Origin of the sequence: Hafnia alvei (genome assembly GCF_034424155.1) — a bacterium.
Lineage (GTDB): Bacteria > Pseudomonadota > Gammaproteobacteria > Enterobacterales > Enterobacteriaceae > Hafnia > Hafnia alvei.
In genome coordinates, this window is sequence record NZ_CP139992.1 from 643673 (window position 1) to 658646 (window position 14974).

Consider the following 14974-nt stretch of genomic DNA (forward strand, 5'->3'; position numbering starts at 1 on the left):
AGAGCAATAAACGTGATTGCTCTGCGCTAGTAGCGAGATGGCATGCCTTTGGGGCGAGTTTTAAAGCGGCGATGCATCCACATGTATTGTGTTGGCGCGCGTAAGATTTCTTGTTCGACGACTTTATTCATAGCGATAGCCGCGACGGTTTCGTTTTCCAATGGGAAATCTTCTAACCGTGGCTGAATCACCATGGTATAGCCGCTCCCATCTTCCGCTCGAACCGCGTTAAACGGGATAATTGCCGGTTTTCCCATGCGAGCCAGAATGTAAGTGCCCGTTGTGGTGGCCGCTTGCTCAACGGCAAACAAAGGCACAAAAACGCTGCTACGTGGGCCGTAATCGTGATCGGGCGCGTACCAGACGATCTCACCTTCTTTGAGCGCGCGGATCATGCCTTTAACGTCTTTGCGGTCGAGCATATATTTATTGGAACGCAGACGTCCCCAGGTTTGCATCCAGTCCACAACTTTGTTGTCGTTAGGACGGTAAACACCGACGCCAGGATTATGAACGCCAAAAATACGTGCGCCCAGCTCTAGCGTTAGGAAGTGCAAACCAATTAGCAATACGCCTTTGCCTTCCTGCTGAGCTTTAGCGATGTTTTCTAAGCCTTCAGCTTTGCACCAGCGATTAATGCGCCAAGTTGGCCAAAACCAAGCCATACCGGTTTCAATGAGCCCCATACCAACGGACTCAAAATTTTTGGCAACTTTTGCTCTACGCTCAGCTTCACTCATTTCGGGGAAGCAAAGCTCTAAATTGCGTAGAGAAATTTTTACCCGGCGTTTCATAAATTTCATCGCAGTTCTACCTAACCACGTTCCAAATTTATACAGCCATGGATAGGGCAGAAGCACTAAAATGTAGAGTACTCCCAGCCCCAACCAAGTTAACCAGTAACGTGGGTGCAGTAATTCGCGCTCGAATTTCGGGTAAACATGATTGTCAGCCATAACGGGGAAATCAGAACCTCGCTGAATGAATTAAGGTTCTATTGTATACATAAATTACGTGGAGTTGCAGTCAGCGAGCAGCCACAACCCGTAAGAAGGGTGTAATAGAAATAGCGCTGGGTGTGATAATATCGCGCACAATCTTAGTCTTTTTTGGAGTCCGGGGATGAAAGTAACCCTACCTGATTTCCGTCATGCCAACGTTCTGGTTGTGGGTGACGTCATGTTAGATCGCTACTGGTATGGACCTACTAGCCGTATTTCACCTGAAGCACCGGTACCGGTGGTTAAAGTGGATACCGTTGAGGAGCGTCCAGGCGGGGCGGCCAACGTGGCAATGAACATTGCGTCGCTTGGCGCGAATGCTCGTTTGGTAGGTTTAACCGGTATCGATGACGCAGCAAGAGCGCTAAGTGCCAAGTTGGGCGAAGTTAACGTTAAATGCGATTTCGTGTCCGTGCCGACGCATCCAACGATCACTAAACTGCGTGTTTTATCGCGTAATCAACAGCTGATTCGTCTCGACTTTGAAGAGGGTTTCAGCAGCATTGATCCTCAGCCAATTTTTGAAAGAATTCAGCACGCATTGCCAAAACTGGGCGCGTTAATTTTATCCGATTATGCCAAAGGGGCATTAAATTCGGTCCAACAGATGATTCAATTAGCACGTGCGGCGAATGTTCCTGTGCTGATCGATCCTAAAGGTACCGATTTTGAACGCTACCGAGGTGCAACGCTGCTAACGCCAAATCTGTCTGAGTTCGAAGCCGTGGTAGGCCGTTGTAAAACCGATGAAGAATTGGTTGAGCGTGGTTTGCAATTGATGCGTGAATTTGATCTCACAGCGCTGCTAGTTACGCGTTCTGAGCAGGGCATGACCTTGTTGCAGCACGACCAGCCACCGTTGCATATGCCGACGCAGGCGCAAGAAGTGTATGACGTGACCGGTGCTGGCGATACAGTGATTGGTGTTCTGGCAACGGCAATCGCCGCGGGAACGTCATTGGAAGAGGCTTGCTTCTTAGCCAATGCGGGCGCGGGCGTGGTGGTGGGCAAACTGGGAACATCTACCGTTTCACCTATCGAGCTGGAAAACGCCATTCGTGGGCGCAGCGAGACGGGCTTTGGCGTGATGAGCCAAGAAGAGTTAAAAGCCGCCGTTGCTAATGCTCGTCAGCGTGGCGAAAAAGTCGTGATGACTAACGGCGTCTTTGACATTCTGCATGCGGGACATGTTTCTTATTTGGCTAACGCACGCAAATTAGGCGATCGACTAATCGTTGCGGTAAACAGCGATGCATCAACCAAACGCTTGAAGGGTGAAGAGCGTCCGGTCAATGCGTTAGCACAGCGTATGATCGTACTGGCTGCGCTAGAAGCCGTGGATTGGGTTATCTCATTTGAAGAAGATACGCCGCAGCGCATTATTTCTGAGGTATTGCCTGATCTGTTGGTTAAAGGCGGTGACTACAAGCCTGAAGATATTGCAGGTGGGAAAGAAGTGATCGCTGCCGGTGGTGAAGTGCGTGTGCTGAATTTTGAAGATGGTTGTTCAACCACCAACATCATTAAAACAATTCGTCAGGGCCACGAATAATCCCCCGATGAACGCTAAGCGGAACATATTGTGAGCGGATTAAAGCAAGAGCTAGGGCTGGCTCAGGGAATAGGATTGTTATCTACATCGCTGTTAGGCACGGGTGTCTTTGCTGTGCCTGCATTAGCGGCGCTGGTGGCCGGCAATGATAGCCTGTGGGCATGGCCGATTCTTATTATCCTCGTGTTTCCGATCGCGATTGGTTTCGCTGCGCTAGGGCGTCACTTCCCAAGTGCGGGCGGTGCCGCTCATTTTGTCGGTATGGCATTTGGGCCGCATATGGCGCGAGTGACCGGTTGGCTGTTTCTTTCCGTTATCCCCGTTGGTTTACCTGCGGCGCTGCAAATTGCGGCGGGTTTTTGGCAGGCTATGTTTGGCTGGCATGGCTGGGAGTTGCTGCTGGTGGAAATCGGCACGCTGATGGTGGTGTGGTTTCTGGGCACCCGCGGAGCGGGTTCCAGCGCGAACTTACAGACGTTGATCGCCGGACTGGTGATGGCTTTGGTTGCGGCCATTTGGTGGCGCGGCGGAATATCACCGGCGGAAATTCCATTCCCGACTCCAGAAGATGTCAGCCCTCAGAACCTCTTTTCTGCATTGGCCGTGATGTTTTGGTGCTTTGTCGGATTAGAAGCTTTTGCCCATCTGGCCTCTGAGTTTAAAGATCCCGAACGTGATTTTCCGCGTGCATTGATGATCGGCTTGCTGCTGGCAGGCGTGGTGTACTGGGGTTGTACGGTCGCGGTTTTGCATTTCAATGCCTTCGGCGCGGAAAAAGCCGCAGCGGCGTCACTGCCGGGGATCGTCGTACAGCTATTTGGTCAAAAAGCGCTATGGATCGCCTGTATTATTGGCTATCTGGCTTGTTTTGCTAGCCTTAATATTTACACCCAAAGCTTTGCTCGCCTGGTTTGGTCACAGGCGCAACTGAAACCACAAAGCCGTTTGGCGCAGCTTTCGCCGCGTCAGGCACCGGTCAACGCGCTGAATGTTGTACTTGGCTGCTGTTTACTGTGCGCGGTGGGAATTTATGCACTAGGTGTGGCGTTGGATGAACTGATTATTTATGCCAACGGCATTTTTATCATGATCTATCTGCTGTGTATGCTGGCGGGTTGCCGTCTACTGAAAGGACGTTCACGTCTGATGGCGGCCATAGGCAGCCTATTGTGTTTGTTATTGCTCTATATGGTTGGCTGGAAAAGTATTTATGCGATCGTAATGCTAGCTGCACTATGGGCACTGTTACCTCGGCGTGCGATGGAAAACGGATTAAACTCCCATTAGCTCTCGAGCTGAGCAGCAATAAAAACGGAAGCCTAGGCTTCCGTTTTTGCGTTTATGTTCGACTCGTTTATTCAGCGTCTTTTGTCGCGGGTGCTTCGATTGCTGCCAGTTTTTCTTCTAACGCAGCTAAGCGCTGTTCCATCATCGCCAGCTTTTCACGCGTGCGCAGCAAAACCTGCGTTTGTACGTCAAACTCTTCGCGATTCACTAAATCCATGCGATTAAATTGTGCCTGCAGGATTTGGCGGATTTTTTTCTCGACATCATCCCCGAACTCGCGCAGTCCTTTTGGCATGGATTCATGCACCTGACGGGCAATCTGTTCAATTTTCTTCGGGTCAATCATGGCGTGTTCCTTGGTCGTTATGGTCATGCGTTAGGGCTTAAGAACCACTATCAGAACGAATGACGATGATATTGAGCTGATGCACAATAGCAGAGCTATAGCTGCATAGTGTAATGCGAGTTGGCGAATGGATAAACCTCTGTGATCGCTCTTGGATAATCTGGAATGACGATTGCCCAAACTAATCATTAGCGTTATAGTTGACCTGCTTATTCTCAGGGCGGGGTGGAAGTCCCCACCGGCGGTAAATTTATGCATAACGCATGCCTTTCACGGCAAGCGCAGCATAAAAAGCCCGCGAGCGCTTATGCCGCAAGGTGTAAGGACAGCAGATCCGGTGTAATTCCGGAGCCGACGGTTAGAGTCCGGATGGGAGAGAGTAACGATACCTGTTGGGTTTGTCCCACTCGCGTTATTAGGCGCGTTAGCCGTAGGCTTACGTTTGCCACTCCTCAAAGCTGCCCTGATTCTGGTAATCCATATAATTAATGAGGTTTTTTTACCATGAATCAGACTTTACTTTCCGATTTCGGTACTCCGATGGAACGTGTTGAACGTGCGCTGGCTGCATTGCGTGAAGGCCGCGGCGTTATGGTGCTTGACGATGAAAATCGTGAAAACGAAGGCGACATGATTTTCCCTGCTGAAACCATGACTGAAGAACAGATGGCGCTGACCATCCGTCACGGTAGCGGCATTGTTTGCCTGTGCATCACCGAAGAGCGTCGTTTGCAGTTAGATCTGCCGATGATGGTCAGCAACAACACCAGCCATTACGGCACCGCATTCACCGTGACTATCGAAGCCGCTGAAGGCGTGACGACCGGCGTTTCTGCCAAAGACCGTTTGACTACCGTGCGTGCCGCAAGCGCTGAAGGCGCTAAGCCTTCTGACCTGCATCGCCCTGGTCACGTGTTCCCGCTGCGCGCTCAAAACGGCGGCGTTCTGACTCGTCGTGGTCATACTGAAGCAACTATCGATCTGGTGACTTTAGCGGGATTCCGTTCTGCGGGCGTACTGTGTGAACTGACCAATGACGACGGTACTATGGCACGTGCGCCAGAAGTGATTGTGTTTGCTAACAAACATAACATGCCAGTCGTGACCATCGATGATTTGGTGGCTTACCGCCAGTCTCAAGAAAAAATCGCGAGCTGATTTTTAGCTCTGCACGAAAAAGGACAGCCTAGGCTGTCCTTTTTGCTATTTGGAGATGGGAGAGTCTTAACCGAGCGGGCTGCTTTGTAACAGCGTCAGGCTAAATCCCATCACCGTCATACCGCACAGCACGCCATAGCTTGGGTTATTCTGCGGATCAATCTCTTTGGCTAGCGGCATCAGTTCGTCTACCGATAGCGCCACCATGATACCCGCTACCATTGCCATGATTGAGGCCATTAACACCGGAGATATGGCCGGCCCCAGCAAGAAGAATGCCAGTAACCCACCTAAAATTTCGGCGAAGCCCGAAACGCTGGCCCACCATAGCGCCTTAGTTTTTGAGCCCGTGGCGGCATAGACCGGCCCAGCAACCGCTAAGCCTTCAGGAATATTGTGAATGGCAACCGCGAGCGCAATACCCATGCCTAATTCAAGGTCGGAGCTGGCGGTGACAAAGGTGGCAATGCCTTCTGGAAAGTTATGCAGGCTAATGCCGAGCGTTAGCAGCATGGCTGTACGGCGCAGGTTGCGTGTTTTCCCTGCCTTAGGCGCATCCATCAGGTCATGTGCATGCTGGTGCGGCAACATTCTGTCCAACATGAAATAGCCCACCAGACCAATGATAAACATGCCATAGCCAAGCATCGGTGACATGCCTTGGGTATCCAGCGCGGCGGGTAACATTTCCATCAAAGAAATCAGCAGCATAATCCCTGCGGCAAAGCCAAGCGCAAACGCTAAAACCCGGTTGGAGGGTTTCTGTCCGATAATGGCTAATAACGCGCCGACAAATGTGGCACCGCCAGCTAGCAAAGTCAGAATAAGTGGAACTGACATAGCGCCTCCTTGTTGATAATGATTCCTATTATTGTTTTAACCTATCTTTAAGTAAATAGCGAATACAAAGTTATTACCAATGACTCTAATAACTCAACCCCTCTGGGTCTGATATTCAAATTTACTGACAATCATCATCATGGTTATCCGGCAGACGATCGAGATAAATCTGAGTAATGTATAACCATTCGGAGGCGATGCTCTCCGCCAGACTAAGAAAAGGATAATGTTATGACTACCTCTCGTATGCCTGCGCTATTTCTCGGTCACGGTAGCCCGATGAACGTGCTGGAAGAAAATGACTACACCACGGCTTGGCGCGAGTTAGGTAAAACGTTGCCGCGTCCGAAAGCGATTGTTGCTGTTTCTGCGCATTGGTACACCCGTGGTACGTTTGTCACGGCGATGGAACAGCCGCGGACGATCCATGATTTTGGTGGATTCCCACAGGCCCTGTTCGATACGCAATATCCAGCGCCGGGTTCGCCTGAACTCGCTCGTCGAGTACAGGAATTACTGGCGCCAGAAATGGTGCATTTGGATACCAGCGAATGGGGTTTGGATCACGGTACTTGGGGCGTTTTGATCAAAATGTATCCAGATGCCGATATTCCGGTGATCCAACTGAGTATTGATGGTACTCAACCCGCGGCTTATCACTATGAACTAGGCAAGAAACTCGCCGCCTTGCGCGATGAAGGCGTGATGATTGTCGCGAGCGGAAACGTGGTACATAACCTGCGAATGGTTAAGTGGCAGGGCGAAGCGGAACCTTATCCGTGGGCATTCAGTTTTGATAATTTTGTGCGTGAGAATCTGGCACATAAAGGCGAAAACCATCCACTGGTTAACTTTATGCAGCATGAAGGCGCTGAATTATCTAACCCATCGCCGGAGCACTTCCTGCCGCTGTTATATGTGCTTGGCGCATGGAACGGTGAAGAGCCGATTTCTGTGCCGGTGGACGGCATTGTGATGGCGTCGCTGAGTATGTTATCGGTCGTCGTGGGATAGTACCCGCAAACGAAATTCCTCCCCTGCAAAGGGGAGGATTACGATAGGGTCAGTATGCGGAAGTTAGCGACTGGCCTTCTTCTTCAAAAACACCCACATCAGAGCCAACCAAAGCAGCCCGCTGATTAATCCATACAAATTAAAGATCCCACTTCCCTGCCAGAGATAAATACGTTTTGCGATTTCGATGCCCAAGGCATAAATGCCAATGGTGGTCATACCGAGCGCGGCGGCAACGGTGCCTTTGCGCATATCGCTGGCAAACAGCGTGAGGCGATATAATCCTGCGTTAATCAATCCTGTGCCGAAGGCGTAAAGGCTTAAACCGGCAATGGTCCAAAGGTAAGCATGCGGGGTAAACAGCGTGCCGAAAGTGGCCAGTGCCAGACCGGCAATGATCGGCGCTGCGCCGAGCCACAGCGGTTTTTCAATCGACATCTTTCCTGCGATGCGTGCCAGCACTAAATTGCCCATGATAAGGGCAACAAAAATAGGCACCTGCAACCAGCCATATGCCACTGGCGTCAGCCCTTCACCATCGATCAGTATCACCGGAGAAATCGCGACCCACGCCAACAGCGGCAGGGCCGAAAAACCGATTGATGCCGCACCACAGACAAAACGCAGATTGCCAAATACCTGTCGATAATCTGCCAGCAGGGAGGTTAAGCGTAATTTTTCGCCCTGCGACTGCGCGGTTTCCGGCATCGCTTTCCATAGACCGAGCCATGCAATAAATGCCACTAAGGCAAATACGGCAAACATGCTTTTCCACGGTGCGAATTGAATAAATGCCGCACCGGCCAGCGGGCCAATCAATGGCGCTATCAAGGCCACGTTGGCCATTAATGCCATCAGCTTGATACTGAGCGTTTGATCGAAGGCTTCTTGCACGGCGGCATATCCCACGGCGCCGATAAAACAGAGGCTGATACCTTGGATAAAGCGCATCAGAATAAATTGTTCAATGCTGTTGGTGAATAGCGTAGCGATACAGGCGGCAACAAACAGCATCACGCCGGTCAGCATCACCGGGCGGCGGCCAACGCGGTCAGAGAGTGGCCCAAGCAGCCATTGCAGCATCATGCCACCGAATAAATACGCGGTTAATGAGGTTGGAACCCAGCTCACATCGGCATTGAAATCACGCACCACATGAATCATGCCCGGTTGGATCATGTCGTGGGCGATGTAGGTTGCGAACTCGAACAACACCAGTGCGAGCGGAAACAGCACGGCACGGCGAGTTAGCTTAGAAGCAGCAATATAGGATGACATGTCGGGTGATTACTCGGTTTATGTAAAGAGTTTGCCCCTGCGTTCCCAGTGAAAAAGAAACGGCAGGGGCTATAGTCGTTCAATTCTGATTTTCGGGGGAGCGTAGGATGCGTTATATAACCGCACCCTGCGATAAACCCGTCTATCTTTTTGTGTCAGCGCCAGTCACGTCGAGCGCTATTTAAAAGTCACCAATGGGTTATCCAACTGGCCCGCAAATTTCAGATTTTGTGATGGATCGCTGAGGTTGATCATCTGGCGATTGTTAGCCAATTGGAGGCGATTCAAACAAGAGTGCGTGAAGGCAGGGCTGAACATATCGTAGCGCTCGAAACGTTCGGCCAGCTCAGGATGCGCTCGCTGATAATCCGTCACGCATTCGGTCACGCGCTGCCAGAATTTCTCCTGTGGGTAATTTCCCTGCTCATGCAGAATCGCAGCCATAAAGCGGAAGAAGCCGTCGAACACATCGGTAAAGATCGATAGGATTTTAAGCTCGTCGGGTACGAATACCGCAACGCGTTTGGCTTTTTCTGGCAAATCGGCATCGGGATCCATCACCACGATCTCTTCGGCGATATCTTTCATAAAGACATGCACCGGGGTATGGTTTTCCAGCACGAGGATCAGGTTTTCACCGTGTGGCATGAAGGCCAGATCGTAGGTGTATAAGCAGTGCAGCAGCGGGCTGAGATAGCTTTGCAGATAGCGTTTCAACCATTCGCCGGTCTCTAAGCCAGAAGCCTGAATCATGGCTGGTAGTAACGCATTGCCATCGCGATCCTGATGCAATAGGGCCGCCATTGTCATAACACGCTGGTTTGACTGAATCAACGCCAGCGGGCTTTCGCGCCACAGCGCAGCCATCATTTTTTTGTATGGCGTATCGCCGCTCACCGCGCTTTCGTAATAGTGATTACGATAGCCGATGGTCGCCACTTCGCGCAGCATACGGAAACCATAATCACGCAGGCAACTGTCGTTTTCGATAAGCTCGGCCAGCCATTCGTTGATGCCCGGCGTTGTCGCCATATAGTACGGAGACAGGCCGCGCATAAAGCCCATATTGAGGATCGAAAGCGCAGTTTTTACATAGCGTTTGCGCGGATGACTGGTATTGAAGAAGGTGCGGATGGACTGTTGAGCCTGATAGTTATCATCGCCAATACCCAGATAAACCAGTTCACGCTTGGCAATGTCGGGGGCGAAGATCCCCGTCAGCTTATTTTGCCATTGCCATGGATGCACGGGCATAAAGATATAGTTATTCGGATCAAGATCCTGAGCGATCAATTGCTGAGTGAAACCGTCAACGATGCTTGGCGTGAGCTCTTCTTCCAGTAGCTGTTGGTAACTGAGTTCATCGATGCTGGCGAAATGCGCTTTGCTTTTGTGAGCAGCAAGCCAAACAAAGTTGATTGGCGCTGCGGCTTCTGGCGCATAGGCCTGATAATCAAACGCATCAAAACCAATACGACCATTGTTTGCCACAAACGCAGGGTGGCCTTCCATCATGGCGCCTTCTAGCGTTTGGAAATCAGCCTCGAGCAGATGCTCAATCAAAACTCCTTCGCGCAGATGTTTAAAGGCGCTGCTGTATAAGGTGCTGGTGATTTCTTCCATATAGGTGGGCAGCATTTCCTGTGGAATGCCCAGCACGTCTTTGAATTCAATGATAAAGCGAAGCGAGTCCAGCTCTTGCTCAACGCCATTTTGTGTTTTTTGAATAGAGTCAGCATCAATGGCCCAGTGTTCCAAGGCTAGGCGACGTGCGCGAAAGTGATAGATCACTTCGTCTTGTGGCGCAGCCAGTTGGTAATCGGCCATTTCATCGGCTGACGTTGGCTGGCTAACGCATTCAGGCGTAAATAGACGCTCATGTGCAAATTCGGCAATCGCCTTGCGCACGTGTAGACGGTTGGCTTTACTCCACAGTTCGGGGGTCAGGTGAGCGATAACGTGACGGTTTTGTTCTGCCACAGGCAAATGAGAAAACTGAGTATGAGCGGTCATGCGTGGGTCTCCTGACGGGAAACAGAATGGAATTGTGCATCATGGCGCAGTGCAGCAGCGTGCTGCTCGCGATCGCAGAACGCTAGCCATGCGGTTTTGTTCGCGAGTTCGATTTGATGTTGATAGACGAAGCCAGCGCGTTTGTTCAGACGATGGATTTTCTCATTACGCACATCGGGTTCGACCACAATGCGAGCAACGCGCTCATCGCTAAACATGAATGCCACAATGGTTTGGAATACGGCCCAGGTAAAACCGCTGACCGGTTTGTCTGCTGGCGCGACCAAAATGTGCATACCATAGTCACTGTTTTGTGCCGGATAGCATTGGCCAACCGGATCGTGAATCGCCTGATAGCGTTCCAATAGAAACGTCGGTTTGCCTTGATACACACCGATGAATGCACCATCGGGATGATGCTTAAGCAGATCGAGATAGAAATCCCGTACCTGTTCAACGCTTTGCTCCATCATTCCCCAATAGCGTGCGTAAGGTTGGCTAACCCAGCTATGCAGCAGCTCGGCATCTTGAACCGCATCCAGCGGACGTAGGGCAAAATCGCCCACGTTTTCCACCTGATGCTTAAATATATAACTCATAGCAAATCTCCGGTTTGCGGGGCGGCAAACTGTTGGAACGCAATTTGTTCTTCAATCGGGTAGTGTTCGGTTCCGGTGATCTCACGCAGGATCCATGAGTTGCGGTAGCAGGCCATACCAAGATCGGGAGTGACGAAACCGTGAGTATGCAGCTCGGCGTTTTGCACGAAGATCTCTTGGTGCTGTGTATCGATTGAGTAGTTGCGGGCAACGTCGTAACGGCCTTTTTCATCCCACGCGATCCGATCATGGATCGGTTGTAAAAATGCAGGCGGCTGGTGGCGATATCCGGTGCACAGGATCACTGCCTCGCTGTCGATGGCGAAGTGTTGATCCTGTTCATGCTGATGCAGCGCCAGATTCAAGGTTTTATGGTTAGCGGTATTTTGTACGCCGGTCAGGGCGGTATTGGTGAATAAGCGGGTATTCACATGACCGTCCAAGCGTTTGATGTATAGCAGATCAAAAATGTCGTTAATTAGGCTGCTGTTGATGCCCTTGTAAAGCTGCTGGCTTTGCATATTAAGCTGGTCACGCTTTTCTGCGGGCAACTGGTGGAAGTAGTCCACATACTCCGGCGATGTCATTTCCAGCGTTAGCTTGGTGTACTCCAGCGGGAAGAAGCGCGGCGCGCGAGTGACCCAGTTTAGCTGATAGCCATACTTATCAATCTCAGAGAGGAGGTCGTAGTAAATTTCTGCCGCGCTTTGCCCGCTGCCTACCACCGTTATAGAACGGCGGGTTTGAAGCTCTTCCTTGTGATGCAAATACTGGCCGGAATGCACCATTCGTTCGGCAAATGGCTGGCAGCACTCAGGGATAACCGGCGAAGGGCCGGTGCCAAGCACCAGATGGCGCGTTTCAAACTTTAACTTCTTACCGTTGCGGGTATCGCTGCAATGCACCTGATAACAGCGGCTATCCTGATCGAACTCCACGCGCTCAACTTTGGTATTGAATCGCAGGTTGCTCAGGCGCTCTGTCGCCCAACGGCAATACTGGTTGTACTCTTTGCGCATCAAAAAGAAGCTTTCGCGAATATAAAACGAGTACAGACGTCCCTGTTGTTTTATGTAGTTCAGGAAACTCAGTGGGTGCGTTGGATCTGCCAGCGTCACCAGATCGGCCATAAACGGCGTTTGCAGATGAGCGCTTTCCAGCATCATGCCAGGGTGCCAGTCAAAGCCTGAATTTTGGTCAAGAAACAGCGCGTTTACCTGCGACAGCGGCTGCGTGAGGCATGCTAACCCAAGATTAAATGGCCCAATACCAATGGCGATAAAATCATAAGGTTGTGTCGCAGCCTGCTGCTGAGAGGATAAGGAGAACTGGGTCATAGATCTTACCTTAGATTATTACGAGGAGTACAAATTCGATGCTCAGCATTTATCCAGATTTCTAGATGGCGGATACGGGTTGTGAATCTGGCGCTAAATCGCCAATAAATTAATTTAAAAGGTGTTTTTATTCAGGGATGCCGAAATGCCCGGCATCCCTATTTTTTAGAGGTACTTAGAAGGAATATTTCACGCCAACCACCACGGAGCGCTCTGCACCGAACCAGCAGTTATTGCTGTCGTAGCAGCTTGCGACGTAGCGCTTGTCAGTGATGTTATTCACCGCCATTTTCAGCGTGGCGTTATCCAGCGCAGGCGTTAGGTTACCTAACTCATATGACGCAGCCATGTCATACAGCGTAACGGCTGGCAACTGCTCAGTATTACTCTGGTTAGCTTCCATACGACCGATGTAACGGATACCGGCACCGACGGTGAGCCCGCGCAGGAAGGTATCGTCAATGGTGTAGTTAGCCCATGCGCTAGCGTTGTCTTTAGCCGTTTGTACCGGACGGTTGCCGATCAACGCTTTGTTAGCATCTTCGGTAATCTTCACGTCGGTATAAGCGTAGTTCGCCGTCAACAGCAGGTTTTCCAGCGGGGAAGTGCGCAGTTCAAACTCGTAGCCTTTCGACTCGATTTCGCCACTTTGATACTTCTCGTAGGGATCAACGCCGTTCGGATTAGAGGTCAGCGCATTCTCTTTTTTGATATCAAACACAGCGGCCGTGAAGATGGTGTTCTGGCTTGGTGTGGCAAATTTCACCCCACCTTCCCACATCTTGCTGGTTTCTGGTTTGTAAGAGCCACCGCTTTTGTTACGCCCAGCTAAAGGCTCAAAGCCTTCAGAGTAAGCAACGTACGGGGAGATGCCGTTTTCAAAGTGGTACATCGCGCCATAGCGCTGGGTGTATTTGCTTTGAGAGAAAGTTTCATCTGTATTGGCACCGTATTGCAGGCCGTAGGTGCGCTTCTCGTATTGGTCATAACGACCACCGGCCAAGATGGTCAGCTTGTCGAGATCGATAGAGTCCTGCCAGTAGTAGCCGTTCTGGTGCATTGAATAGCGCACGTTGGTGGCCAGTGACGGATCCCAGGCAATATTGCCGCGGTTAATTTCGTGGTTATTGCGATCGAAGATATCGATGCTTGGCGCAGCGGCATCCTGATACTCGGTTTTGTTGTTCTGCCACTGGTAATCGAAGCCCAGCAAAACATTGTGGCGTAGGAACGCGGTATCAAATTTACCGGCAATCTGGTTATCAATGTTGAAGGAATCCATGCTCTCATCGGTCATGTACATACGACGACCGAGAGTGCGGCCATCATCAGCAAGACCGGTGCTGTAGGTGTTTTCCTGATAGGCCGTGATATGCATAAAGCGGGCTTTCTGCGTGAAAGACCACTCATCGCTGAAGCGGTGATCGAACTGGTAGCCGACAGATTCTTGTTTACGCTTATAGGCTTCCCAATTGTGATCGCCCAGATAAACGTCAGTCGGCAGTTTGCCATAAGGAGAATACTTGAAGGTGCCTTCGCCTGGCAGAGAGGTATAAACGCCGGCATTAGGATCGTTCTGGAAGAAGGCTTGTAGCAACAGGCTATTGTTATCGTCGATATCCCAACGCAGAGAAGGCGCTAACAGATAGCGCTCATCTTTGGAGCCTTCGGCCTGCCCATCAACGGCACCGGCTAAGCCCACAAAGCGGTAGCTGACGTCGCTATCGCCAATTTGTCCGGTTGAATCGATTTTCCCTTCGCGACGATTATCGCTGCCGGTATCAAATTCTACGTCGGTATTTTGGTTTTTCTGTGGTTTTTTACTGATCATGTTGACGATACCGCCTGGTGAGGCGTTACCGTATAAAACTGATGCGGGGCCTTTCATGACTTCGATACGATCGAGCATGTAGGTATCAACTTGGCCTTGAATGTTCCATTCGTTGTAAGGCAGTTGTAGGCCGTCGAGATAGTTTTCGCTGTTTTTGAATCCACGAATGGTGAATTCATCAAAACGTGTGATGGCGCCACCACGGTTTTCAGTGGTTACGCCCGATACGTAGCGCAGCGCTTCGTTTAGTGAGCTGATGCCGCGCTCGTCGAGTTCTTGGCCTTCAACGGTGTTGATAGTTTGCGGAGTATCTTGCGCGGTCAGATCGGATTTTGTGCCGGTATTTTCGTAGCTTCCCAGCGGTGGGAGGCTGGATTTGGCGCTGACAACGATTTTGTCTGCATCGTCTGCTGCTGCGGTATTTGTTGCTGTATCTGCGAAGACGCTCAAAGGGAATACCAAACAACCGATTGGCAACGCCGCTTTCAACGAAGAGTTAATAAACGCTTTGTATTTCATCTAATTATCCCTGCTTGAAAAAGCACGAAGATCTAATAATTAATTGTGAGCAATCTGGCCATCGCCGGATGTTAACCAGTCAATGACATCGCTATATCAAATGCGATACAGAATGATAATTATTCTCGTTAGCTTTGGTAGCTTTTATTCAAGCAGAGGAGGGGAAACTATTTTTCTTTGTGATCTACGTCACGAATTC

12 protein-coding genes and 1 riboswitch are annotated in these 14974 nt (G+C 50.6%); of the genes, 4 read left to right on the forward strand and 8 right to left on the reverse strand.

Going from position 1 to position 14974, the window contains the following annotated elements; all coding sequences use genetic code 11:
* Positions 1-26: 26 nt before the first annotated feature.
* On the reverse strand, positions 27-956 hold the full coding sequence (locus U0008_RS03010; RefSeq protein WP_025799036.1) for a Kdo(2)-lipid IV(A) acyltransferase: 930 nt from the start codon (positions 954-956) through the stop codon (positions 27-29).
* Positions 957-1122: 166 nt separating this feature from the next.
* Here U0008_RS03010 and hldE point away from each other — a divergent pair, with 166 nt between their 5' ends.
* A complete protein-coding gene (gene hldE / locus U0008_RS03015) occupies positions 1123-2553 on the forward strand; it encodes a bifunctional D-glycero-beta-D-manno-heptose-7-phosphate kinase/D-glycero-beta-D-manno-heptose 1-phosphate adenylyltransferase HldE (RefSeq protein ID WP_025799038.1) in 1431 nt (476 codons plus the stop codon).
* A gap of 30 nt (positions 2554-2583) precedes the next feature.
* Positions 2584-3840, forward strand: coding sequence for an L-methionine/branched-chain amino acid transporter (gene yjeH / locus U0008_RS03020; protein WP_043490829.1), 1257 nt, complete (start codon positions 2584-2586; stop codon positions 3838-3840).
* 67 nt (positions 3841-3907) lie between these two features.
* Here the strand turns inward: yjeH and ubiK are convergent, their stop codons facing one another.
* Positions 3908-4186: a ubiquinone biosynthesis accessory factor UbiK gene (ubiK, locus tag U0008_RS03025; protein ID WP_043490832.1), complete on the reverse strand. Its 279-nt coding sequence runs from the start codon at positions 4184-4186 to the stop codon at positions 3908-3910.
* A gap of 207 nt (positions 4187-4393) precedes the next feature.
* Positions 4394-4571, forward strand: a riboswitch (FMN riboswitch).
* Positions 4572-4690: 119 nt separating this feature from the next.
* Between ubiK and ribB the strand changes: the two genes are divergently transcribed.
* A complete protein-coding gene (ribB, locus tag U0008_RS03030) occupies positions 4691-5344 on the forward strand; it encodes a 3,4-dihydroxy-2-butanone-4-phosphate synthase (protein ID WP_025799042.1) in 654 nt (217 codons plus the stop codon).
* A gap of 66 nt (positions 5345-5410) precedes the next feature.
* Here the strand turns inward: ribB and zupT are convergent, their stop codons facing one another.
* Positions 5411-6184, reverse strand: a complete 774-nt coding sequence (gene zupT / locus U0008_RS03035) for a zinc transporter ZupT (RefSeq protein WP_025799045.1) — start codon at positions 6182-6184, stop codon at positions 5411-5413.
* Positions 6185-6415: 231 nt separating this feature from the next.
* On the opposite strand from zupT, the gene ygiD reads away from it, so the two are divergent.
* Complete coding sequence (ygiD, locus tag U0008_RS03040; RefSeq protein ID WP_043490834.1) at positions 6416-7198, forward strand: 4,5-DOPA-extradiol-dioxygenase; 783 nt, start codon at positions 6416-6418, stop codon at positions 7196-7198.
* A 63-nt stretch (positions 7199-7261) separates the two neighbouring features.
* On the opposite strand, the gene U0008_RS03045 is transcribed toward ygiD, so the two are convergent.
* The 5 genes from U0008_RS03045 to U0008_RS03065 all read right to left on the reverse strand — a co-directional run bounded on the left by U0008_RS03045 (position 7262) and on the right by U0008_RS03065 (position 14775).
* Positions 7262-8476 (reverse strand): MFS transporter, encoded by a 1215-nt coding sequence (locus tag U0008_RS03045; RefSeq protein ID WP_043490837.1) that lies wholly within the window; start codon positions 8474-8476, stop codon positions 7262-7264.
* Between the two features lie 177 nt (positions 8477-8653).
* Positions 8654-10489, reverse strand: a complete 1836-nt coding sequence (locus U0008_RS03050) for an IucA/IucC family protein (protein WP_043490840.1) — start codon at positions 10487-10489, stop codon at positions 8654-8656.
* Positions 10486-11088 (reverse strand): GNAT family N-acetyltransferase, encoded by a 603-nt coding sequence (locus U0008_RS03055; RefSeq protein WP_025799052.1) that lies wholly within the window; start codon positions 11086-11088, stop codon positions 10486-10488. Before U0008_RS03055 ends, U0008_RS03050 begins: the two co-directional genes overlap by 4 nt.
* Complete coding sequence (locus U0008_RS03060) at positions 11085-12425, reverse strand: lysine N(6)-hydroxylase/L-ornithine N(5)-oxygenase family protein (protein WP_043490843.1); 1341 nt, start codon at positions 12423-12425, stop codon at positions 11085-11087. Before U0008_RS03060 ends, U0008_RS03055 begins: the two co-directional genes overlap by 4 nt.
* Before the next feature lie 175 nt (positions 12426-12600).
* On the reverse strand, positions 12601-14775 hold the full coding sequence (locus U0008_RS03065) for a TonB-dependent siderophore receptor (RefSeq protein WP_025799055.1): 2175 nt from the start codon (positions 14773-14775) through the stop codon (positions 12601-12603).
* Between the last annotated feature and the right edge of the window lie 199 nt (positions 14776-14974).

Bases quoted from the DNA above. Each gene is read 5' to 3' on its own strand.
- hldE (WP_025799038.1), top strand. From the start codon at position 1,123: ATGAAAGTAACCCTACCTGATTTCCGTCATGCCAACGTTCTGGTTGTG.
- ubiK (WP_043490832.1), bottom strand. From the start codon at position 4,186: ATGATTGACCCGAAGAAAATTGAACAGATTGCCCGTCAGGTGCATGAA.
- U0008_RS03060 (WP_043490843.1), bottom strand. From the start codon at position 12,425: ATGACCCAGTTCTCCTTATCCTCTCAGCAGCAGGCTGCGACACAACCT.
- U0008_RS03050 (WP_043490840.1), bottom strand. From the start codon at position 10,489: ATGACCGCTCATACTCAGTTTTCTCATTTGCCTGTGGCAGAACAAAAC.
- U0008_RS03065 (WP_025799055.1), bottom strand. From the start codon at position 14,775: ATGAAATACAAAGCGTTTATTAACTCTTCGTTGAAAGCGGCGTTGCCA.
- ygiD (WP_043490834.1), top strand. From the start codon at position 6,416: ATGACTACCTCTCGTATGCCTGCGCTATTTCTCGGTCACGGTAGCCCG.
- U0008_RS03055 (WP_025799052.1), bottom strand. From the start codon at position 11,088: ATGAGTTATATATTTAAGCATCAGGTGGAAAACGTGGGCGATTTTGCC.
- zupT (WP_025799045.1), bottom strand. From the start codon at position 6,184: ATGTCAGTTCCACTTATTCTGACTTTGCTAGCTGGCGGTGCCACATTT.
- U0008_RS03010 (WP_025799036.1), bottom strand. From the start codon at position 956: ATGGCTGACAATCATGTTTACCCGAAATTCGAGCGCGAATTACTGCAC.
- U0008_RS03045 (WP_043490837.1), bottom strand. From the start codon at position 8,476: ATGTCATCCTATATTGCTGCTTCTAAGCTAACTCGCCGTGCCGTGCTG.
- ribB (WP_025799042.1), top strand. From the start codon at position 4,691: ATGAATCAGACTTTACTTTCCGATTTCGGTACTCCGATGGAACGTGTT.